The sequence below is a fragment of the Pseudomonas sp. PAMC 26793 genome, assembly GCF_000313235.1.
Classification (GTDB): Bacteria; Pseudomonadota; Gammaproteobacteria; order Pseudomonadales; family Pseudomonadaceae; genus Aquipseudomonas; species Aquipseudomonas yamanorum.
The window spans coordinates 30,253-52,887 of sequence record NZ_AMXG01000038.1 but is presented as its reverse complement, the minus strand read 5'-3'; the positions used below and the strand labels follow the sequence as shown (position 1 = coordinate 52,887).

The following is a 22,635-nucleotide window of genomic DNA, read 5'->3' as shown; positions in this document are numbered from 1 at the left end:
GCTAGCGGGAGGGTATATCGCGCAAGTCATCAAGGATGTAGTCGCTTAGCCCGCCGGTGAAATATCGCTCGACACTGGAATTACCGGTGTTGGTCATAATGCCGCCAAGGGTCTTCCATTGCTGTGCCTGGCCCCGCCAGTTGTTGGGCACCAGGCCGGGCCGGTTCTGGGCAAAGTGCAGCACCTCGACGCCGGCTTTCTTGACCTTGACCTTGTAGCCGAAATCGATGCTTTGCAAGATGGTGCCGTCGTCGATCACCAGGTTGGACAGCCCACCGCTGGAGTCGATGATGTGGCGCACGTAGACGATATCCACGTCCAGCCAATAATCGGCGGCTTCTTTGCTAGCGGCGTAACGCTTGGCGTTAAGCAAGCGATTGACCAGATCGACGCCGAGTTCCTGGCGGACCTTGTCATCAGGCATGAAGTGCTTGCTCTCGCCCCTCACTTCAACGTTGAAAGTGTCGAGCCAGTAAGTAGCAGTCTTGGGAATAGTGACCGGCGCCGGGGAGATGTAGTAGTCCGGCTTGGAGGCGCAGCCGGCCATCAGGCAGATGGCCAGGAGAAAGGCAAAAACACGCATTGCTTGATTCGTCCTTGAAAGATGGCATGTTGCTATTGCCGCGGCATTTTACGGAGTTGTCCTACGTACTCAAGCGGTTTCGGTGTACCAAGAGCTCTCGCCGCCCAACGGCAGCGCACCGCTCGCGGCGCGAGCTGCAAGGCCGTAGGAGGGAGCTGGCTCCCTCGCCACCGTGACAGTGCAGCTCATTACCGGGTTGGCATTGAGGTGCGCACCCGGCGTATCGGCCGGGCGCGCACATTGTTTAAAACGCGTACCGCGCCTTGAGCATGATCCCATCGGCATCAAAACCACTGCGGGCCTGGCGGGTGTAGCTGGCCCCCACGGTAAAGTCCGACACCTGGTAGTTCACGCCGACACTGGCTTCATAGCTGTCACGCGCCACCGAAGCGCCGGTGACGGTGAACGCAGAACCGCCGAGCACATAGCTGGAGGTTTGTGCGACGCGATCACCCATCAGGTCGTGATACGCCATCAAGGTGGCTTCCGGCTGCAGGCTACCGGCGCCCATGGGCAAGTTGCCCGCCAAGCGCACACCAGCGCCGAGCTCGCCCACTTCATAGCGTTGCGACTGGGTGCTCAGCGCGGCCGAAGAACCCTTCTCGTCGAAACCGTCCATGCGCACGTTGGCGTAACGCGCTGCCACGCGCGGCTCGATCACCACGGCCTGCGACGGCTTGAAGCTGTAGCCGCCGATCACACTCGCAGACAGCACATTGCTGTCGTAACTGCCCTTGGCTGTGGTGCCGGCGATATGGCGTTTGCTGTCGTTGTCGTTATGGCCATAGCTGAGGCTGCCGTCGACAAACCAGTTTTGCAGCGACCAGTTGCCGTACAGCGACAGCGCATGGCCCTCCACATCGGTCTTGTTGCCGAGGTCGGAATGGATGTTGGAGTTAAGGTAGCTGTACGCCACGCCCAACGTGGTGGTGTCGTTCAAGCGCCCGTCCACACCCACGGCCATGCCGCTGCTGTTGGCCGAGTAGCCGTTGTTGCCGCCACGCCCGTCCTGGTCCATGTTGCTGCTCAGGCCCTGCACCCACACGCCGCCGGCTTGATGGCTTTCGCGCTGATCGGTGAGGCGATTGAAGATGGCGCCGTTGATAACGGTCTGGCCCGACAACGCCACGTCCAGGGCGCCGCGGTTGACGTCCGGCTTGAGTTGTTCGCTGACTTGCGCCAGTTGCTGCGCAGTACCGGCGTTAGCCAGGGCCTGGAACACTTGATCGTTCTGGTTGAGGTCGCCGAGCACGTCATTTTTGAAGGTATTGACCGCCGTGGCCGCTGCGGCACTGGCGCCCACGCCGGCCAGCTCTTGCTGCACTTGCTGGTTGTCCTTGACCGCCACCACCGCCTTGACGGTTTGCGCGTCGGCCGAGTAGCTGAGCACGTCGAGCAACGACGACGAACTGGCGACCGACAGGCCGTTGTTCTGCACACTGTTGGCTTGCACCAAGGTGTATTGGGTGCCGTTGTTGGTGCGTGCGAAGTCGCCTGGCTGCGCGCTCACCGTCAGCTTCGAGGCCTGGGCGAACGTGGCGTTGCCATTCACGTTGAGGTACGGCGTGGTCGGCACGACGCTGTCGGACAGGTGCATATCGATGCCCGCGCCGTTGGCAACGTTAAGGTCGCCGGTGATCGTGGTGCCCGGGGCGGAAAGGTTCAGCGAGCCGGAGTTGATCGAGACCGGGGCGATGATGCCGCTGCCGGTGAAATCGGCTTGGCCTGCGACATTCACCGCGCTCAAGTTGAGCAGGTCGCCGGTGATTTTGCCGCCGGTCCAGTTCAGCGTGGCGAGGTTGGCGGCGTCGATGGCGGTGCCGGAGTTACTGCGGATCTCGCCGGCTTGCTGGTTGATTTCGAAAGGCGAGGTTTGGTACTTCGCGTCCACCAGGATCGCCGTGCTGTCGGCCTTGATCAGGCCACGGTTGACGATGCCGCGCGCGCCCGTCTGCGGGTTCAGGGTAAAGGTCGCCCCGGCCAAATTAATGGCCACCGCGTTGGTGCCGTTGGCTTCAATAGTGCCGGTGTTGAGCACGTAATCGTAAGTCCCGGAGTTGAACTGTACCGCTTTGGCCAGCCCGCCGTTGACCGTCACCAACCCGCTGTTTTCGATGCGCAGGTCACTGGTGTCGGTTTCAACTTCGATGCCCAGCGCTTCCTCACCGGTGACGCGAATGGTCCCGGAGTTGAGAATCTTGCCGCCGATGGTCACCGGCATATTGTTGTGAGTGTCCAGAATCAGGCCGTAGCCGTAGTAGGACGTCACGTCCACCAGGCCGGAGTTGACGACATCGCCGCCTACGGTGGTGCCGTTGAGGTAGATCCCCTCGCCGTCGCTCTCGGGGCCGGAACCCGGCACGTCGACGGTGATGATGGTGCCCGTGTTGATCACGTTGCCGCCGACGGTGGCAGCGCCTACCTCAAACCCTTCGGCCCAGGTCTGGTTGGTCAGCCTGATCACACCGGACTGAATCACATCGCCGGTGATAATACCGCCACGGGCTCTGAGATCTGAGTCAATCGCACCGTCCACCACGAACCCGCGGATGTTGAGGCCACTGCCATCAATGGTGTAGTCGGCGCGGTTGATCAGCGAGCCCTGAATATCGGTCTCGGCAACACTCGCCCCATCGACATAACGCTGGGTGGCCACCACATTGCGCGAACCGACCAAGGTCACAGGCTCGTTGAACACTTGGCCTTTCCACTTGTTCTGGCCGCTGCTGACGTCAAATTCCACCGCAGCAACGTGCGCGGCGCCTGCGCTGACCATCAAGGCCAACAGGGTTTTCTGGAACGGCTTACGCTTCATCTAAAACTCCATGAACTACAGTCAAAGCCGCCAATAAGCCCGACGGCTGTAGGTGTACTGAGCGAAGGATCACTTGATCCAAGTGCATGCCCCCAAGGCGTCTTTCTGCAACGCAGGCGCGAGCGAGTGCACCGCAGCGGGCGGTGGCAGAGAAGTGAATGAGGGGGCGAGGTTCACATTAATCCTTAATGTATTTTGAAAACGCTGCAGTCCATGCAGCCCGACCGGTTGCGGGTGGGCGGGGTAAAGACATTGGGATATACAAAATGTTCAAGATGCCCTGCGGTTTCGGTCAATAACCACCCGCGTCGACATCAGCCACCGCAAGCCACGGGGCGACGTCGAGCCTATCGCGGAGTTACTTGAGCTCCTTCACCAGATACCCACCGGAGATCTGCGTGATACCCGTCAACGCACGGCGCAACGCCTCAGGATCAGTGCGATAAGTGAGCGGTGTGTAGCCGTAGACATTCTGGCCATTGAACGGCGTGACCGTCTCCACCGTGCGCCAGAGCATCTCGTCGCCACGGTCCATACGCGCCACCACGGTGAGCGTTGGGTAGACCACGCTGCTGAAACCCTGGGTCAGGCGAAAGCCCCACTCGCCCACCGTTAGTTGAATCTGTGCATCGGCCGGCTCGTCGTCACCCACCACCTTGAGCGATGACGTCTTACCCAAGGCATCGATAAAGGCCTGCTTGAGCAACACGCCAAAGTCGATATTTTCGGCGTCCATCACCGTGAGGATCGCGGCCGGCGTCGACATCTCGGCCAGTTGCCCCGCCTTCATGCCGGCGGCAAACCCCGCGCCGCTCAAGGCCGCCGTGCCCAGCTTGGACGCGCCGCTGGCCATGCCGACGCCCGCGCCGAGCCCGGCACCCAAGGCCGCACCCCAGGCTTGTTCACGGCCCATATAGACCATGTTCTTTTCCCACTTTACGGGCAGCACTTTGACCGTCTTGACCTGCGCACGATGCTCGGGCGTGAGGGGCTGGCTGACGCAGCCACCGAGGATGAGGGTGGAGAGGAGAATCAGGAGAAGGTTTTTCACATCAGTCCTTTAATGTTGGTGGTGAATGCGTTTAATCAACGCCAGTGTGTCGGCAATGGGGGTGAAGACATGAGGCCTTGTGATTGGGCCAGTACTTTGCTGCCTTGCGTGGGTTTGGGTGCGGGCTTATAGTCCGGGCCGTCGCCCATATGGCGATTCAGGTTTGGCGACCTGACAACAGAGCGCAAAAGCATCCCGCTTCTATGCAGGTGTTTTTGCACCCGCAAAGCTGTGCATGATATGGCGGCTGTGCGCGGGAGACCTTCGGGTCTGCCGGTTTACTCTGTTGCCGGTTCGCCAACCTGCGTACAGCTGCCACCCATTCGTTTGGCGACGAATGAGTGGTGGCTTAATCCACCAACAGAGTACTGACAATGAATCGATACATGCCCCTCACGGGCCACGACTGCACCGTCCCCGCCCTGCTTATCGACACCCATGCGCCCCTCGATGTCCTCCACGACGCCGCCGTGTACCGGATTCGCGCCGTCACCCAACTGCTGGAAAACCTGGCCTTTCGCGAACAGCTCAGCAGCGATGCTGTGGTGCTTCAAGACTTCGCCCAATTGCTGGCGATTCCGCTGCGCGATGGGTGTGATTTGCTGGATGTCATCAGTCGCAGGCTCAATACCGATCCATCCTGAGTAAAAGCCGGGCGGCCTGGGTGCCGCCCGATTTATAGTCGTAGACACGCTTAAGTGGTCAAAGGGTCAAAGGGTCAAAGGGGACGGATTTATTTAATCAACTCATCTGGAATTTATATTTAATATTTAAAAAAATCGCCCCTTTACGTCTCCTGTTATCCAGTTATTCCCCACCCAATTTGAAATCATCTAGTTTCTTGTTTGCTTTTTGCAAAAAAGCTTGAGCGAAATCACCATCAACCTTCAACAAAAGATTCAGAACATCATAAATCTTCCACCTATGAACACTTGGAAATCCGACTATCATCGAAAGATGCTCACGCAAAGCTGGAACATACTCGAGAAATTTCTTATCTTCTACCAACCAGAAGAAACCGGAAATTTCAAATGGGCGAGTATTTGAAAAATTAATAATCTTTTTGATTGGCTCAAAAATTTCGCCCCTCGCCATGTCTCCCTCCCCCCTGTCAGAGGAGCGTGTAAAATATCCAACAAGCGCTGCCAATGCCAATTTGAATGTATCGTCATAGCCGTATAGCCTATGAACTTCAAGTCCCTCAACTTCCATTGGGCGGCATAGCGCGTTAGACAGATATAATAACCCCTCTCTATACCCCCAACTCGTCAACAGTCTTGCTGCAGAGAATCTTATATTTTCATCATCGTTGTCCAAAAGCTTAAAGACACCCTCTGTTCTGCTACGGGGAATATCCTCTGAGTCTATATCTGTGGCATCAACGGCATAATCTGCGTTCGGGGGAACAGAATACAGCAGTTCTTGGATTTCTTTGTTCATTCTGACCACCTAGTTCTTTACAGGCTTGATATATTTAGACGGGACGCAACCTTTTATCAGGCATTCTCCGTCTCTACTAGCGTTCTCAAGGTCTTTCTGAGCAGCTTTTAATCGCCTCGCGTTCTCATCACTTGCATTAGAGGCGTACTTTCTTTCCGCCTGATCTATTTTTTGCTGCAACGCTGACTTAACCTTCACATTATCTATAAATTCAACATTTGCCAGTTTACCGGCATCTATATCTTTTTGCATTTGTCCTACATCAATAGCAACCTGATTCGCTCCGTAACTCTTTATTTCCCCAGCTACAACTGGATCTGTCGTAGATATATAAGGAGAGTCCTTGGAGTTGCCACCTCGAATATGGGACTGAATAGATCCTCCGCCATTCGGATTGGGAGGTACAAGCTCATTATCTGCATTAATGTAAGCTTTAAGTGCGCCTTTTTCATTCACCGGGGATGAAAAATTATTATCGCTTCGGAAAACGAACTTGCTTCCCTGAGCATCTGACCCGGCCCTTAGTGCCCAGCGACCTGCCGTCCATTCAAATAGCTTCCCACCAATGGCTCCTCCAACAGCACCTGCCGCAGTGCCCAATGTCATATCGAACAATCTGTCGCCCAATTGCTCGGGTGTGGAGAAGACCAGTTTGTCCTCAGCCCGGGCGATGGCTTGTGCCGGAATCGGGCCCGTCCACCAATCGACGCCATCCCTGGCCGACTGTGCGATGCCTGCGGGAATTTGGTCGTAATTGTTTATAAGACCTTCAAGCCCCGCCTTGAATCGCCCAGGAAATTCGGCGGCAAGGTCCACAACGTGACTGCCTAAAGCCTCAGCTCGGTAACCCAGTTCATTGGCGGGCGCGTAGCCCGTGAAGACCAGGTCTTTCGGATCAAGGCCATTGAAGCCGTCGAGCAGTGCTTCACGGTACTCACCTTGCGTCATTCCATCTCGCAAAACTGATAGCTGCAATGTGCGCTCAAGATCAAACATTCCAAGGTTTCTGGACTTATCGAGCTCGTCCATATCCCTGATGATTTTCTTCTCGCACGCACCCGCTCCCGCTCCGAGCGCACTACACCCAGCTCTCGCCTTGTCCGCATCCTCAATTTCACGGTGAGTCAGCCAGTTGTACGTCGAGGCTTTTTGGGCGATCTCCGAGCCCTTTTCAAGATCACCATCAACGGCTGCAGCTGCTAACAAGCCCGTCAGCTGCGACAGCATCAACGTGATGTCGTCATTACCGCGTGCTGCCCAAGCCAGCTGGTTGATCAGTGCCTCATTCAGTCCGGCAGCCGCAGCACCGGTTTTGAAGTCGCTGCCAGTCGCTTCTGCCAGCAGGCCACCCATCAACGCGTGGGCAGCGATCTTCTGAATGCTGCCATCCGGGAACTTGATGGTGTCACCCACCCAGTTAAAACCGGTCGCCATTGCTACGTTGCCAGCCTCTCCCAGTAATGCCGCGTTGAAGTTGTCGCCAAAGCTTCCGCCCTGGATAGCCGTCGAGATTCCGCTGGAGATGACCGCTCGACCACCAGCACGCAAGGCAATGTCACCTGCGGACGTCCAGGTAAAAATATCGCTGGGAGAGTTGGTGACGGCCAAGGTTGACCCCGCGCTGGGGCTCACGCCTTGGACTGCTGTTGTACTTGTGCTCTCAGTGCCGCTGAACCAATTGGTGTCAGCATAAGAAAGCGCGCCAGCCGTAAAACCGGCGACTGCCGCACTTTTGAGACTATTGGTGCTAACGGTTTCCTTAAAGGCCCGGCCGAGATTGCCTTTGTTGTTAATGGTGCTGGTAACCGCCGTCGTACTCAGGCTCGTGCTGACAGCAAGGGTGGCGCCCTGCAAACCAAAACCTGCCGGCCCCATGATCGCGGCCATCATGATCGCAATCGCGATCTTGGCGCCGGCGCCCAAGCCAGAGTTGTCGTACTTGAAGCTCTCGTGAATCTCTTTGACCTGGCGCCAATCAATGTCGCCACGTGCCTCGGCCTGCTTAAGCCACGCCAGATTGGGATCAGCCTTGACCATCGCATCAACGGTCTGACTTACGGTCTGCTGATCGACCTGTTTGACATCGATGCGAATCCCCTCGGCGGCCTTGATGACAAGCTGGCCTTGAGCAACCAGTTCACTTTGGCGCAGGGTTTCATCCGTATTGCCTTTACCTTTGGCACTGAACCATGAGAGGTCACTTTTGCTTTTGGTGTGGCTCTCATCGTGCAGGTCTTTGACCCCTTCAAAGACAACCGCACCACCGCTATCGAGGATGATGTCCTTACCGCTATTGAGCTTGGCAACTTGGTACAGCTGGTCGCCTTCACTTTTAAGCGTCAGATTGCCACCCGTCTTGATCTCGGTGCCCATCTGAGTCGTGCGGGTGACTTCATCTGTCTGCGCTTTTTTCGCGCCCCAGCTTCCCTTCTCCTTCATGTCATACAACGTATGCGTACTGTTCTCAGCCGCCAGCAAATTCAACTTATCCCCGCTATACAGATAAGCCTCATTCCCCGCACTGATCTTGCTCGCCACAATCGTGGTGTCGCGCCCGGCCTGGCTCTTAAAGTCCGCGCCCGCCGTCAGCACACTGGCCAACTGCGTGGTTTGCTCATCGGCCGTCTTGATGCGTTTTTTGCCGTGTTTTTCTTTGCCTTCGACGTTGTGCATGTCGCTGACGGAGGCGACGTTAAGGTCGCGTCCGGCCTGAATGTTCAGGTCCTTACCGGCAGTGGCAGTGCTGCCAATAATGTTGACGTCTTGCCCGGCCTGCATGTTGACGTTGCCGCCCGCCGTGACGCTGGCTGCGAGGTTTTTGACGTCGGTGGTGATGGTGGATTTTTCGCCGCCATCAATGGTGTTGTGGATCACGCTGGTGTCGCTGACGGCGACCAGGTTCAGGTCGCGGCCGGCGCTGAGGCTGGCGTCGTTACCCGCGACCAGGGCGCCGTGGTTGTTGAGGTCGCGGCCGGCATCGATGGCCAGGTTGCCGCGGGCGGTGATGGTGCTCGCGCTGGCGTCGGTGAGGGTGCGCATGCCGACGCCTTCACGCACTTGGATCGCGGTGTTGTCGTTGGTGATGTCGCCTTTGAGGGTGGTAAGGCTGACTTGATTGCCTCGAATTTCGCCGCCCATGGCGTTACGGATGCTGTCTTGGGCCAGCAGGCTCAGGTTGTTGCCGGCTTCGATCAGGCCGCCGTTGTAGAGGCTGCCGCCACTCGCGGCGCTGAGGTTGTTGCTGGCGCGCAGGGTGCCGACGTTAACCAGGTCGCCACCGGTGACGAGGTTGAGGTCGCGGCCCTGGATCAGGCTGTTGCCGCGCACGTTGCGCGATTCGGCCTGGGCCAGGTAGAGCACCGGCACGAGGACGGTCTGGCCGTCGACCACGCGGTTTTCCATCCACACGATGTCGTGGGTCAGGGCGCCGACTTGCTGGCCGGTGAGGGACACGCCGACGCTCAGGCGCAGGGCGTCTTTGCTGGCGAGGGCGTTGTCCATCAGGTAGCGGAACTGGTCGGCGTCGCTGAGCAGGCCGCCGGCCAGGAAGCGTTGGCCGGTTTGTGCGAGTACCGCGTCGCGAATCAGGCGGGTCTCGTATTGGCCATCGCCGAGGCGGCGCCAGGCGTTGTCGCTGTTGAAGCCGAGTTTGCCGAGCATGTAGTCGGAGCTGAAGAAGCCCGATGCCGTGGTGAACTCGGGGTTGGTTTCGATCAGGTAGTGGCTGGTGGGGTCGGCGTTTTTGACGAACAGGCCGTATTCACCCTTGGGCAGCTGGAAGTACGGCGAGGTGGTGGGGTCGACCGGGGCGAACGGCGTGCCGGTGTAGTCCACGGGCACGAAGCCACCGCCCGGTGCGAGGGTGGCCACCGGCAGCACACTGCCGGGCGCCTGGGCGCTGGCGTCGTTGACGTGCTTGCTGAGGTTGATATTGATGCCGCCAACGGGGATGCCGGTCTGGTCGTTGCCGAGGGTGCCGGTCAGTTGCTCCAGGGTGTTCTCGTGCAGCGTGCCGTTTTGTATTTTGTTGGTGACTTTGGACAGGTCGACGGTGCCGCCGGCTTGCAGGGTGGCGTCGTAGGCGAGGCCGCCGTTAGGGGTCCAAGTGGTGACGTCACTCGATTGCTTGAACGGATCGCTGTTGGGCGACAGCGCTTTCAGCGCTTCAAACGTTGCCTTGTTGAAATTCCCGGCCGCCGTCGCGTTGTTGAACGCAGGCACATCGACGTCTTCCATGCGCTCCCACAGGTGCTTGTCGACGTGCCCTGGGGTGCCGATGACAATTTTGCGCTGCCCGGTGCGCGTACTCGCGCCCTGGTTGAGCAGGTCGACGGCCGCGATGCTCAGGTTGCCATTGGCCGCCATCAGGCTGTAGCGGTTCTGCACGGTGTCGCCTTGCAGCAGCATATTTTGGCCAGCTACGAGCCGCGCCGATACCGAATCCTGGATCGCTTTTTCCAGGTAGGTTTCGTTGATGGTGATTGTGCCGCGCCGCCAGTCGTCTTTCTCGCCGCAGTGCTGCCCACACACCCAGCTCAGGCTCCCGGTCTCGAGGGTTTGTCCCAATTCGAAAACGTCTTTGGCGTTCTCGATAAAGCCGGCGTTGATGCCAATCGAACCTTCGCTTTCTACGGTGCCGGAGCGGTTGCTGAACAGCACCGCACGCCCGCCATCCACACCGGCAAAGGTCAGGTTGCCTTTGCTGTAGACGTCGCCGTAGCTGTTGCTGAACCCATTGGCGCGCAGGGTCATGTCGCCACCGCTGAACAGCAGCGAATCGGCGCTATTGGTGATGCCGTTGACGGCCGTCAGATTCACTGCGCCCTGGGCGCCGAGGGTGCCGCGGTTATTGATTTGGGCCGCTGCGATATCCAGTTGCTGACGCGCGGTGAGGAAACCGAGGCTGTCGAGGGTGCCGCTCAGTTTGAGCTGGGTGTTGCTGCCCGCGAGGCGACCACCGTTCTGGCTGAGGTTGTTGGCCGTCACGCTGAGGTTTTGCAGGGTTGCGATGCGCCCGCTGTTGCTCAGGTCGCCGCTCAGCCTGAGGCTGAGGTCGCCGTCGCTGAGCAGTTCGCCGCCGTTGTTCAGGCTGGCCACGTCGAGGATCAGGCCCTTGCTGCTGGCCATGCGGTCGCCGGCCTTGAGGGTCAGGCCCTGGCTGCTTTTGTACGTGAGCACTTCGTTCAGTTGCAGACGGCCCAGGCCGTCGACGCTGCCGAATGCCCAGTCAGCGGTGCCCATGCCATTGATGTTGCCCTGGCTGCCGGTGAGGCTGGCGGTGTTGATGCGGAACAGGCCGTTGCCCGCGTGCTGCAACTGGCCACCCTGGTTGTTCAGGTGCGTGGCATCGAGGCTGAAGGCTGTGCTGCCGAACTCGAGGGTGCCGTCCTGGTTGTTCAGGGTGCCGCTGAGGTTGAGGCTGCTGCTGGCACCGGCCAGCGCACGCAGTTGCCCGCGTGCGCTGTTGTCGAGGTTGCCACCGTTGAGGGTCAGGCCCTGGTTGGCTTCAATCAGGCCGCCTTGGTTGGTGAGCGTGTCGCGTGAAGTCAGGTTGAGTTGGTTGCCGCTGATCTGGCCGCCCGCGCTGTTGTTGAGGGTGTTGCCGGTGATCGTCACCTGTTCTTTACCGAACAGCTTGCCACCTTGGTTGGCCAGGGCTTCGACGGTCAGTTGCAGGTTACCCACCAGGCTGGCCAACGTGCCGTTGCTGGCGTTGTTCACGCTGTCGGCGGTGATGGTCAGGGTGTCGCCTTGCACGGTGCCGCCAGTGTTATCCAGGCTGCCGGTATCCAATTGGGTAGGTGCGCCGCCGCTGAGCATCAGGCCTTTGCGGTTGGTGGCGTCCTGGCCGCTGTAGCTCAGGCCCTGGTTACCGGCCAGCAGTTGGCCGCCATCGTTGTTCAGGTGCTGCGCGGCGATGTCGAGGCGCTTGCCGCGCAGGGTGCCGCCGCTGTTGTCGAGGGTGGTGAGCGCCTTGACCAGTAGGCTGCGTTCGCCAGCGTCGATGACCCCGCCTGCGTTAGTCAGCAGGTCGCTGACGTTGAGGGTCACGTCGCCGCCATTGCTGACCAGCGAGCCTTTGTTGCTGTTGTTGAGGGTCTGCGCGGTGACGTCAACCGAGGTGCCGATCAGGATGCCGGCGCTGTTGTCCAGCCGCTCGCCTTGTACCTGCAACAGGCCTTCACTTTGAATACGGCCTTGGGCATTGAGCAACTGGCCCGGGCCCTTGAGCAGCAGGCTCACGCCCGTCGCGCCACCGGCCAGCAGGCCGGCGTTGCGGTTGTCGAGGCCGGAGGCGCGCACGTCGAGTTGGTCGCCCACCACGCGCCCGGCGCGGTTGTCGATGTCACCACCGGTCACATCGAGCAGCAGTTGTTTGCCGACGATTACGCCGCTCTGGTTATCCAGGTTCGCCGCGTGCAGCTCGACATCGCCCTGCCCGGCCTGCAAGCGGCCTTGGGCGTTATTGAGCTGTTGCGCGGTGACGAGGGTCAACTTGCCGGTGTTGGCGCTCAGTACGCCGTTGGCGTTGCTGCTGAGGTTGCCGGCGTTGAGGTTCAGGTCGGTGCTGGCCTGGGCAAAACCCTGGGTGTTGTTGAACCCATTGGCGACGGTGAGGTTCAGTGCGCCGTTGTCAGCCTGGATCAGGCCCTTGAGGCTGTTGTCGAGGTCGCTGGCGTTCACCGTGAGGGCGCCGGCAATCAGCTTGCCGTTCTGGTTATTCAGGCTGCCTGCGTTGACGGTCAGGGCGTTGGCGATCACTTGCCCGCCGCTGTTGTTGAGTGCGGCGCTGGTCAGCACCAGGCTGCCGCCAGATATTTCGATGCGGCCTTGGCGGTTGTCCAAAGAGGCGCTGTCGAGGGTCGCGGCCTGGCCTTCACCGAAGCGAATCAACCCGCCCAGGTTGACGATGGCCGGCGCGCTGATCGCCAGGCTTTGCTCGCCGTACACACGGGCGGTGGCGCCTTGGTTGGTCAGCTTGGCGGTGCTGACGCTGACGGTTTTGCCCTGGATGATGCTGCCCTGGTTGGTCAGCGCCTGCGCGGCGGTGATCGCCAACGCGCGGCTGGCCAGCAGGTCACCGCTGGTGTTCACGCTCTGCGCGTTAACCACCACGTCGCCCGTGGTATTTCGGCTGTTATCGGCCTGCACGCCCGCTTCAATGATGCCCGGGTTGGTGACGGTGGTGGCGTTGAGTTCGATGCGCTGGCCAGCGGCCAGGCTCTTCTGGTTGACCAGTTCTTCAGCACTGCTCACCTGCACATTGCCGGTGGCGTAGACCTTGTCGGTCAGGTTCACACTCTGCGCGGTGACCTTTAGGTTACCGGTGGCCGCCGTCTGCGCCATGCTCAGGCGCCCATTGGCATCCAACTGGATATCCCCACCACTGGCGGCCAAGGTACCGTCAAGCTTCACGCCTACGCCGGCCTCGGTGCCCACCAGTTTGATCGCACCGGCGTACATGCCGCCCAATGCCGAGGAATCGATGGCCAGCTCGGGCTTGGCGCTGCCGTCATCGGCGCGCGCGGTGGCTTTCAGGCTTTTGGCGTCAACATCGTTGCGCCCGGCGATCACAGTCAATTCCCGTGCATTGATCTGCGCATTGATCTTGGCCGAGCGGGTGATGATTTCGAAGCGGTCGACGTTGCTGGCATTCAAGCCTTCGCCGTCGATGGTCACGGCGCCGCCGTCAACCTGGTAGCGCTGCAACTGGCCCCTGGCGTCGAGCACCGGTTTGCCGGTGGTGAGGGTCACGTTGGGGGTGTTGATAAACCCGCAACCGCTGCACGTGACGCCGTACGGGTTGGCGACGATGACTTTGGCCGACTGGCCCGCCACTTCGGTGTAGCCGCGCAGTTGGCTGGGGCTGCCGCCGTTGACTTCGTTGAGGATGACGCTGGCCGCGCCGCCCTTGAGGTTGGGGTTGCCGACGATGTAGCCACCCAGTTGGGTGTTCGTCACGGGGCCGTTGGCGTTGTTGAGGATCACGCCATTGGGGCCGACGTTGTAGTCCTTGAATTGGTTATGGGACAAGCCACTGCCATTGGGGGTGGCGATGTTCACCACCGGCACGCCATTGCCGGCCTGGCCGACGGTGGTGCCCGGCGCGCTGACCACAATGCCTTCGGCCTGGGCCAGCAGCGGCTGCCAGAACAGCGCGTTGGCCAGGATCAGCACCAAACCGCGCTTGGGCAGGCCGAAGAACGAGTCTCGCGGTTTCAGCGCAGCAGAAGGTTGGCGGGCCAGGAAGGCAAAGTGGCGAACATCCATTGTCATATTCTCGATGTAACGGGGCGTTGAATTACAGGAAGAAATCCATGCGGAAGTAGATCGGCGCTTCGCGCTCGCTCATCACTGCCGGGCGTTCCAGGGAATGGGCAAAGGTCACGCTGGTGCTAACGTATTTGCCACGGGCGAACAGCTCCAGCGAGTTGCTCGAGACCCGGCCGTGCACGTTGTCGTTGTAGCGGCCATTGCTGATCACACCCTGGTCGTAGCCGACGCTGGCGCCGTATTCGGCAAAGGCCGGGCGCATCCAGTCCCAGGTCACCGGGCGCGCCCAGCGCACGTCGTTGCGCCAGTAGCCGCCGCAGTCGCCGGTGAGCTGCTGGTCTTTGAAGCCGCGCACCGAGGCCGAGCCGCCGAGGCTCATGCGCTGGGGGCTGAACAGAATGTCTTCACTGCGTTGGCCGGTGGCCAGGCTGGAAAAACTGAACGACTCGCCCCACAGCGTGAACGGCTGCAAATAGCTGACGGTGGCGGTGTATTTGCGGTAGCGCGCGTTGGGCAGGCGATTGCCGTACTGATCGCGCTCGTTTTCAGCTTGGGCATCGAAGGCGCCGATACCGTTCTGCATGCCCAGGTCGAGGTTGACGAAGGCATTGCCGATGCGGCGGCCGTGGTTGATGCCCAGTTGCAGTTCGCTGAGGCGGTTGCTGCTGGTTTCGAGGTGGGCGTCGTTGATGTAGTTGTTGGTGCGCAAATGGGCCAGGCCGACGTTGACCGAGGTCTTGCTGACGTCGTCGCGATGGATCACGCGCTCGGCGCGCAGTTGATGGTTTTCGTTGTCGCCGTTCTGCTTGAATTTGTAGTCGTCGGTCACGCCGTAAGTGCGGTAATCACTCTCGCTGTAGGTGTAGCTGAAGTTCCACCAGCCCCACGGCACGTTGTAGTAGAGCATGGTGTTTTTCGAGGTTTTCTGGTGGTCGCTGACGGCATCGTGGCCGCCGCGCAACACCAGCTGGTCGGCCAGGCCCAGGGGGCTGTCCCACTCAAGGCCGGCGCCCCACTGCTGTTCGCCGGTGCTTTTCTGCCCGTCGTTATTGCGCGACAGGCTGGCGCGCCAGGGCTTTTGCGGGACGTTCTTGACCTGCACTTCACTGCCGCCCACCTGGCTGCCGGGGGTCAGTTCCATTTGTGCCTGCTTGGACGGCAAGCGGTTCAACTGGTCCACCAACTGCTCGATTTCCCGCAGGTTGAGCTGCTCGCCGACCTTGCCGGGAAAGGCCATGGCCAGCTCGCGTTGGGACAGGTTGCTGCCGTCGGCGCCCTTCAAGCCTTCGAGTTTGCCTTCCACCACCAACACCTGGAGGTGGCCGGTGGACAGGTCCTGCTGCGGCAAGTAAGCACGGCTGGTGACCATGCCTTTGTCGATGTAGTAGTCGGTGATCGCCTTGAGCACTTGATTGAGCTGGGACACGCCCAGGCACTGGCCGATATACGGCTTGAGCAGGCGCTCGCGGTCCGGTGCAGGCAGGCTGTCGGCGCCCTTGAGTTCGATGTCTTTGATCGGGAAGCAGCGGGTGTCAGCCGGGGTGGCAGGCGCTTCGGGCTTGGCTTCTTTGCCGGGCAGTTCCTTGAGGTCTTCAAGGCGCCGGCGCTGTTCTTCCAGCAGACGGTTTTGCCGGTCGCGGATCAGGTCCTGATCGCCAGGCGTAGGCGCAGCCACCGCACTATTGAGTGCGAAGCAAGTCAGCAGGCAAACGCCCAGCAGGAGCCGAGTCCGTGGCAGTAATAAAGACATGTTCGATCCGTCGAAAAAGCGGGGGCCGGCAAACTAACATCGAACTTCCGGTGGGCCAACATTCTGGCTTTATTGGAAGTTATGTTTCGCAGGCCTATAAGTTGCTGATTATTAACAATAAATAAATCAAGCAACGCTTAAGTGCTTGCATTTGGAATTTTTATTCCGACAAGCGGTAACAGTTTTGATACAACTTCAACTATGGCGCTTACAATTGCCATTAGTTGGCCATCAATCTGGTATCCAGACTGGTTAGTAGCCAAAAGATGGGAAAAGTTCGCAGCTATTTTGTGAATTGGATCCCACTTTTCGGCATCCGGGTCAACCGACCACCTTGGCCCGCTCCTGCCCCGGCACCAGCTTCAACCCTGGCTTCTCCACATGCCGGGACACATGGGCTGTCACTTCCTGCACGCCTCCTTCCTGGTCGTTATGAATCACCAGCACACCCGGGCGACGCAGTTGCTCCAGGTCACCTTCCCCCAGGCTGAAGCTGTCGCTCAAACGCTGGTCGCTCAAGGCCTTGGCCGCCGAGCGGCGCTGGGCAAAGCGCTTGCCGCGTTGCTGCTGGTAACGTGCCCAACTGATCAATATCGCGGCGTTGAACACAGCGATCCACAGGTAGATCTGCAAGGTGTCCAGCGCCGCAAAAATCGGCGCTTCGATCCGCGGGCCACCGTGGCTGTCGAGCATCGGCACCATGCCGCGCACCAGCAGGAGGATCAGCCCGGCCCAGGCCAGCAGGGTCAGGAATACGTCGATCGCCCACATCACCGGGCGCTGTTGGGTTCGGATCAGGTTCATGGCTGCACATCCGTAGTGGGGGCTTTGATACCGCGATCCGGGCTGACCCAGCGCGCGCGTTTCTGGTGTTGGCGGAACAACACTTTGGGGAAGCTGACCAGGGTGGTGAACAGGCTCACCAGCCAGAACACCAGCGGGTACCAAACGGTCCAGAACAGGGTTTTCCACAGGCCCTTTTCATAGCGCCGGTCGATCATGATGCTCACCGCGAACTGCACCAGGCACACCACCGCCAACAACAAGCCGGTGAAGGCCGGCGGCATCAGCGAGTCGACGGCGATGGCGGCGGGCAGCGTCACGACTTTGCCCACGGCCCAGAAGATCACCGAGAGCAAAAAGGTGAAGGCCCAGCCGGTGGACAGGCAGTACTCGAACAGCAGCGGCCACAGGTAGCGATGGCGCCATTGCCAGATGCCCCGGATATTCTTGAACAGCACTTCGGCGCCACCCTGGGCCCAGCGCAGGCGCTGCTTCCACAGGCCGCCGAGGGTTTCCGGCATCAGGATCCAGCACAGCGCGCGGGGCTCGTAGAAGATGCTCCAGTGGTCCAGTTGCAGCTTCCAGCTCACGTCGATGTCTTCGGTGATCATGTCGGTGCTCCAGTAGTCGACCCGGTCCAGGGCCGCCCGCCGAAACGCCACCACCACGCCGGAAACGGTGAAGATCCGCCCGAAGACCCGCTGGGTGCGCTTGATCAAACCGATGATCGAAGAGAACTCGCCCACCTGCACCCGGCCGATCAAGGTCGAGCGCGTGCGAATGCGCGGGTTGCCGGTGACGGCACCGAGGCGCGGGTTGTCGAGCATCGGTGCTACCAGGTACGCCGCCGTGTTCGGCGAGAGCAATGCATCGCCGTCGATGCACACCAGGTATTCGCTGCGCGCGGCTACCGCGCCCATGCGCAGGGCCACGGCCTTGCCCTGGTTTTGCGCCAGGTGCAGCACCCGCAGGCGTGGCTCTTTCAGCGCCAGCGCATCGAGCACGGCGGCGGTGTTGTCGCTGGAGCCGTCATTGATCGCGATCACTTCAATGTTGCGGTATTGCTGGGCCAAGGCGGCGCCGATGGTTTCGGCGGCGTTGTCGCCTTCGTTGTAGCAAGGGATCAGGATCGAGATCAGCGGCTCGCCGGCCAACACCGGCGCCGGCGTGTCATCCGCCCACGGCCAATGGCGCTCCCAGTGCAGCCAAAAGTACAGGCCGCCAGCGATCCACAAGCCGGACATGAACAGCGGATAGAAGAATACAAAGTCCATCAGGAACTGCCCGGTGACCAAAAAGATCAGCCCAAGGGGCACACCCAATACCAATGACAAGACGATAAGCGCGAGGATTCTGTCGAACATGAGTCAAGGATTCCACTGGTTGGAAAGGGCCGGACGCACGGTTTTCAGATCCGGCGAATTCTCCAGGAAGTTGTCGGGGTAGTAGCCAAAACTGGTCACGCCCTGACGCTTGAGCACGCCCATCCACTCGGCCATTTGTGCGCCGGAAAGGTCCGGGGCGGCCTGGGTGCGCCAGTCCTTGGCCTGCAACTCGAAGACGGTACGTTGCAAGGCGCCGGGGCGGGCCTTGACGGTGGCCACGAGCTTTTCCAGCCAGGCGTTGGAGCCCTTGAGGTCCTGGCCTTCCATCAGCGGCATGGCCATCGGCGCAGTCCAGTCGTAGCTGGTGAGGAAGTCGTCGAGGTTCTGCGCGAACCAGGCTTCGCTGCCCGGGTTGAGCATCGGCTCGGCGAAGATGTTGCGTGCGGTCTGCACTTGCGGGCCGCGCAGCGTGCGGACCTTGGCGGTCAGTTCATGGGTGAAGTCGATCAGGTAGCGGCTCTTGAAACGCGTCCAGCGCTGCATCACCGCAGGGTCGGCGCGCAGGGCTTCGATGGTGTTCGGCAGACCATTGGCGGCGTAGGCCTTGAGCGCCAGCGGGCTGGCGTCTTCAAAGTCCGACAGCACCGCGTCGTCGTGGAACAGCACGCCGTCGATGGCACTGGTGCGGGCCAGGTCTTCGTAGATCTCGCCGATGATCTGCCGCACTTTCGGATCGAAGGGTGACAGGCGCTGGTACTGGTCCGGGTCGATGGCGACCTTGCCGGTTTCCGGGTCCCAACGGGTGACACGGGGCAGCTTCGCATCGAGGGCGAAACTGAGCACCGGCATCCAGGCAAATACGTTTACGTGAGCCCGGGTACGCAGTTGCCAGGTGACGCGGTTGAACAGGTCGGCGCGCACCGGCAAATGGCGGTTGGGGAAGTACAGCGAACGCACCAGGCCATCGCCCTTGGGGTCGGCGAAGGCTTGCAGGAACACGGTGCTGGCGCCCATGTCGACCACGCGCTGGACCAGTTTGTCGAGGTTGCGCGCCTGCTGCTCCGGGTCCGGGTCGTAGACGTTGTCCAGGTCCACATGCAGCACCCGCAGTGGTGCTTCAGTCTGGGTCGCGACGATGGCGTTGGCGTAGTGCTCGCCGTCCGGGTCGGAGGCCACCAGGAAACGCGGGCTGCTCATCAGGTTGCCGAGGCTGTCGAGACCGTCTTCCAGGGTCAGGGCCATCTGGTAGCCCTGCTCGCCCACCACCGCCAGCGAGGTGCCATCGGCAGCGCCGTAAGGCCACACCCACACACGCGGCGCCTTGCCAGTGACGGCGCGGATCTTGTTGGAGATCGCCGTCACGTCGGTGCGCATCCGCGCCTGGAACTGGGCTTCGGTTTCGTAGCGATGGGTGGCAGGGTCAAAGCGTCGGGTGGTGGCGGCCGGTTGCAGGTTGCCCTGTGGGTTGGCCAGCACACCCTTGTGGTTGGCGTCGGTGTGCGCGGCGATTTCCACCAGGCCGGATTGGGCGATTTCACGCACCTGCTGCCAGGTCAGGAAGTCCGAACGCGGGCGTGGTGTACCGGCGAAATCCACCGGCTGGTTCAGCGGCGTATCCACCCAGGAGCCCACCGGCGCCAGCAGCGCGTGCCAGTTGTAGCTGCGCAGGATCGGCATCACACGGGTGTAGAAGCTCGCGTAGCCGTCATCGAAGCTGAGCATGATCGCCTTCGCCGGCAGCTCCGGGCCGCCGTTGCGGGCGGCGAGAATCTGGTCGACGGTGACCGGCTGGTAGCCGTTCTCCCGCAACCACGCCAGCTGTTCGATCAAACGCTCGGTACGTACGGCCACCACCGCCTGATCAGGGTCGCGGTCCTCGATGTCGTGGTAGGCGATACCGAGAAAGTGGTTCTTCGGCCACGCCGCTTCGTTGGCAGGCTTGAGCCGCTCGGCGGGTGGAGTGAAAGGCGCGGGTTGCTGGGCGCAAGCGCTGCTCAGCATTAACCCCAGGGCCAACAGGCAACGGGACAAGACAGGCATGATCGGACTCTTCTAGAAGCGGTAGGTGAGATCGACGATCAGGCGCAGATCGCTTTCGCGCTCACCGTCATAAGGTCGGCTGATCCAGCTGAGGTTGGCGCCGGTTTCGAGCACGTCGTTCCAGCGAAACCGCTGGCCGTAGCCCACCAATGCAACGCCGCCGGTGCCGTAATCGCGCTGGCTGTAGGTGCCCGCCCCCACCTGGAACTGCTGGCTCCACTGGGTTTCGTAGCGGTGGTAGAGCACATGGTTGACGGTGGCCGTGGGCAGCACGCTGAAGTCCGAGCGCGGGTTGAAGTACGGCGTGTCTTCCTTGGTGTTGCGGCTGGTGCCGACTTCCAGGCCCAGATCGACTTGCACCCCCGGCGAGCTGTACACGCCCTGGCGACCGGTGAGCAGTGCTTCGAGACGGTTGTTGCCGTCGCTGAAATGGGACGGGCTCAGGGCCAGTTTCCATTCGCGGCTTTCGTTGGCGCGCCAGCGGATAAAACCGCTGCCGCCGTTGGCAGTAATGTCGGCATTCAGCGCCCGCAGCGGGGTGCTGGCGGAGAGGTAGTCGAGGCTACCGCCGTACTGCCATTGGTCATTGATGTCCCGGGCAATCGCGATGCGCGCGCCCTGCTTGTCGCCAAAGCCGTAGGAGTGATTGGAGACCTCGGCTTCGAGGGTCATGTCGCGGGTGCGCCGCTCGACACCAAGGCGCTGCCAGCGGTGTTGGCCGGTGCCTTCCGGGAAATCGGCAGTGGCGTAGCCGGCCCCGCCGAACACGCGCCAGTCTTCATCGATGGGCGGGCTGTAGAGCAAGGTTTCGATACCGAAATCGCGGCTGCCGGACACCGCGCCCGCACCGTTATCGCCGCCGCCGTTGCTTTTGCCGGTGTAGGCCTCGACGCGCAATTCGGCCATGTCATGCACATCCCGCAGGCGGCTGAGGCGCTGCACCTGGCGGTTGTCCGGGGCGCGGTCGACTACGTCGTCGGTGAGCGCATCGAGCTGGCGCCACTCCTGCAGATCCAGGGCGGTGTGGCCTTGGGAAACCTCCAGGCCGATGTCGCGCGGGGCCTGGGCTTCGGTTTCCTTGAGGGTGTTTTCGGCGCGCCGTGGCCAGTCGCGGGCGCGGTACATATCGGCCTGGGCCAGGCGCAGGCCGATATTGCCGGGCGCCTGCTGCACCAGGGCTTCCAGGCCTTTTTCGCTGGCGGGCAGATCGGCGCCATAGGTGCCGGCCTGGGCCGCCAGTTGTTGGGCGTCCATCCAGGCGTCGTTGGGGTTGCCGATGGGCAGGCCCTTGAGTTCGACCCGGGGTTTCTGGGTGCTCGCCAGGTTGTCGGCGACTTCACGGGCCTCCACCACTTGATCGTTTTCAAGCAAGGCATAGAACAGCGCGGTGCTGTCTTCGACGTGATCGCCGGCGTCCGCATCACTCGCCGCCAGGGCCTGGCGATACAGCGGCGCGGCCTTTTCCGGCCGGCGCTGGTCGAGGTAAGCGGCAGCGACCCAGCGCAGCGCGTAGGTCGGCAGCTGCACACCTTCGCCCTTCAGCACTTCGTAATCGCGGATCACCTCGGCGGTGCGCGCCCGAGCCTTCAGCGCACCCAGGCGATCGATGCGCCAGCGCACCACGTCATCATGGGCGGTGGCATCCGGTGTCCAGGTAGTGAGCAGTTGGTCGTAATCCTTGAGGGCGCGGTCGGCGATGACGTAGCGCTCTTTTTCACTGCGCGAGGCGAACTCGGCCAGGCGCACGCGCTCGGCGGCCAGGTCGCCTTCGAGGCGGCGCTGGGTGACCGGGTCCAACAGGCCCGGGCGCCGGGCGGCCAGGCGCAGGGCCGGTTCCGGCAGGCGCGCGCGTTGCAGGGCGATGATGTATTCGCGGGCGACTTCGGGTTTGTTGCCGGCGCGGATGAACGCTTGGTCGAATTCGAACAACGCGTCATAGGTTGAACCGGCGCGGGTCAGGGCATAACCCAAGGCCATGCGGCGGTCGGCGTCGTCGGGCTTGGCCGCCACCAGGGCACGGGTGCGCTGTACGGCCTCGGCGGTTTGGCCGGCGTCGGCCTGAGTCAGGGCCAGGCCCAATTGCAGGTCCGGGTTATTCGGCTCGCGTTGCAGCGCCTGGCGATACACGGCAATCGCCGGCTCCCAACGCTGCTGGTTGCGATAGGTGCGGGCGACGGTGGCCAACGCTTGGGTGGTAAGGGTGCGATTGCGGCCCTGGGCTTCGTAGACCGTCAGTACCTCGGCGTCCTGGCGTGCCCAGCTGGCAATCAACAGGTGATCGCTGACCTGCCCCGGCGTCTGGCGCTCGGCGGGCAATTGGCGCAACAGATTGAGGGCCGGGCCATAGTTGCCGCTGCGGGCCTGGTTGATCAGCGAATCATAGGCAGCATCCGCCGACGCCACCACAGGCCAAAGCAACTGGCTACACAGGGCCAGACGGATAAAGGGATGAACATTACGCGACATGTCGTCAGCTTCCTCACCTGGGAAAGCTGTAGCGATAAATTCACCTGCACGACACTCCAGGCGGCCAGCATCTGATGACGCGGCCAAGCTTTCCTGGGGCGCAATATC

Annotated in this window: 11 protein-coding genes; 1 reads left to right on the top strand and 10 read right to left on the bottom strand. The window is 61.1% G+C overall.

Annotated features, from left to right (window positions below; all coding sequences use genetic code 11):
• Position 1: 1 nt before the first annotated feature.
• The 3 genes from D109_RS0117705 to D109_RS0117695 all read right to left on the bottom strand — a co-directional run bounded on the left by D109_RS0117705 (position 2) and on the right by D109_RS0117695 (position 4,449).
• Positions 2-583 carry a hypothetical protein gene (locus tag D109_RS0117705; RefSeq protein WP_017478050.1) on the bottom strand — a complete coding sequence of 194 codons (582 nt, stop codon included), beginning with the start codon at positions 581-583 and terminating at the stop codon, positions 2-4.
• 244 nt (positions 584-827) lie between these two features.
• Positions 828-3,398, bottom strand: a complete 2,571-nt coding sequence (locus D109_RS0117700) for an autotransporter outer membrane beta-barrel domain-containing protein (RefSeq protein ID WP_017478049.1) — start codon at positions 3,396-3,398, stop codon at positions 828-830.
• Positions 3,399-3,756: 358 nt separating this feature from the next.
• Positions 3,757-4,449 (bottom strand): hypothetical protein, encoded by a 693-nt coding sequence (locus tag D109_RS0117695; protein WP_017478048.1) that lies wholly within the window; start codon positions 4,447-4,449, stop codon positions 3,757-3,759.
• A gap of 386 nt (positions 4,450-4,835) precedes the next feature.
• Here D109_RS0117695 and D109_RS0117690 point away from each other — a divergent pair, with 386 nt between their 5' ends.
• Positions 4,836-5,093, top strand: a complete 258-nt coding sequence (locus D109_RS0117690) for a hypothetical protein (protein WP_017478047.1) — start codon at positions 4,836-4,838, stop codon at positions 5,091-5,093.
• A 163-nt stretch (positions 5,094-5,256) separates the two neighbouring features.
• On the opposite strand, the gene D109_RS0117685 is transcribed toward D109_RS0117690, so the two are convergent.
• The 7 genes from D109_RS0117685 to pgaA form a co-directional block, all read right to left on the bottom strand.
• Complete coding sequence (locus D109_RS0117685; protein WP_017478046.1) at positions 5,257-5,889, bottom strand: hypothetical protein; 633 nt, start codon at positions 5,887-5,889, stop codon at positions 5,257-5,259.
• 9 nt (positions 5,890-5,898) lie between these two features.
• The gene (locus D109_RS0117680) at positions 5,899-14,160 is read right to left on the bottom strand and encodes a DUF637 domain-containing protein (protein WP_017478045.1); all 8,262 of its coding nucleotides are present in this window, start codon (positions 14,158-14,160) and stop codon (positions 5,899-5,901) included.
• Positions 14,161-14,191: 31 nt separating this feature from the next.
• Positions 14,192-15,913, bottom strand: a complete 1,722-nt coding sequence (locus D109_RS0117675) for a ShlB/FhaC/HecB family hemolysin secretion/activation protein (RefSeq protein WP_017478044.1) — start codon at positions 15,911-15,913, stop codon at positions 14,192-14,194.
• Positions 15,914-16,234: 321 nt separating this feature from the next.
• Positions 16,235-16,717 carry a poly-beta-1,6-N-acetyl-D-glucosamine biosynthesis protein PgaD gene (gene pgaD / locus D109_RS0117670; protein ID WP_017478043.1) on the bottom strand — a complete coding sequence of 161 codons (483 nt, stop codon included), beginning with the start codon at positions 16,715-16,717 and terminating at the stop codon, positions 16,235-16,237.
• On the bottom strand, positions 16,714-18,060 hold the full coding sequence (pgaC, locus tag D109_RS0117665; protein ID WP_003218180.1) for a poly-beta-1,6-N-acetyl-D-glucosamine synthase: 1,347 nt from the start codon (positions 18,058-18,060) through the stop codon (positions 16,714-16,716). The genes pgaD and pgaC overlap by 4 nt, the downstream gene beginning before the upstream one ends.
• Positions 18,061-18,063: 3 nt before the next feature.
• Positions 18,064-20,061 carry a poly-beta-1,6-N-acetyl-D-glucosamine N-deacetylase PgaB gene (gene pgaB / locus D109_RS0117660; RefSeq protein ID WP_017478042.1) on the bottom strand — a complete coding sequence of 666 codons (1,998 nt, stop codon included), beginning with the start codon at positions 20,059-20,061 and terminating at the stop codon, positions 18,064-18,066.
• Between the two features lie 12 nt (positions 20,062-20,073).
• Entirely contained in the window at positions 20,074-22,527 is a 2,454-nt protein-coding gene (pgaA, locus tag D109_RS0117655) for a poly-beta-1,6 N-acetyl-D-glucosamine export porin PgaA (protein WP_017478041.1), read from the bottom strand.
• Between the last annotated feature and the right edge of the window lie 108 nt (positions 22,528-22,635).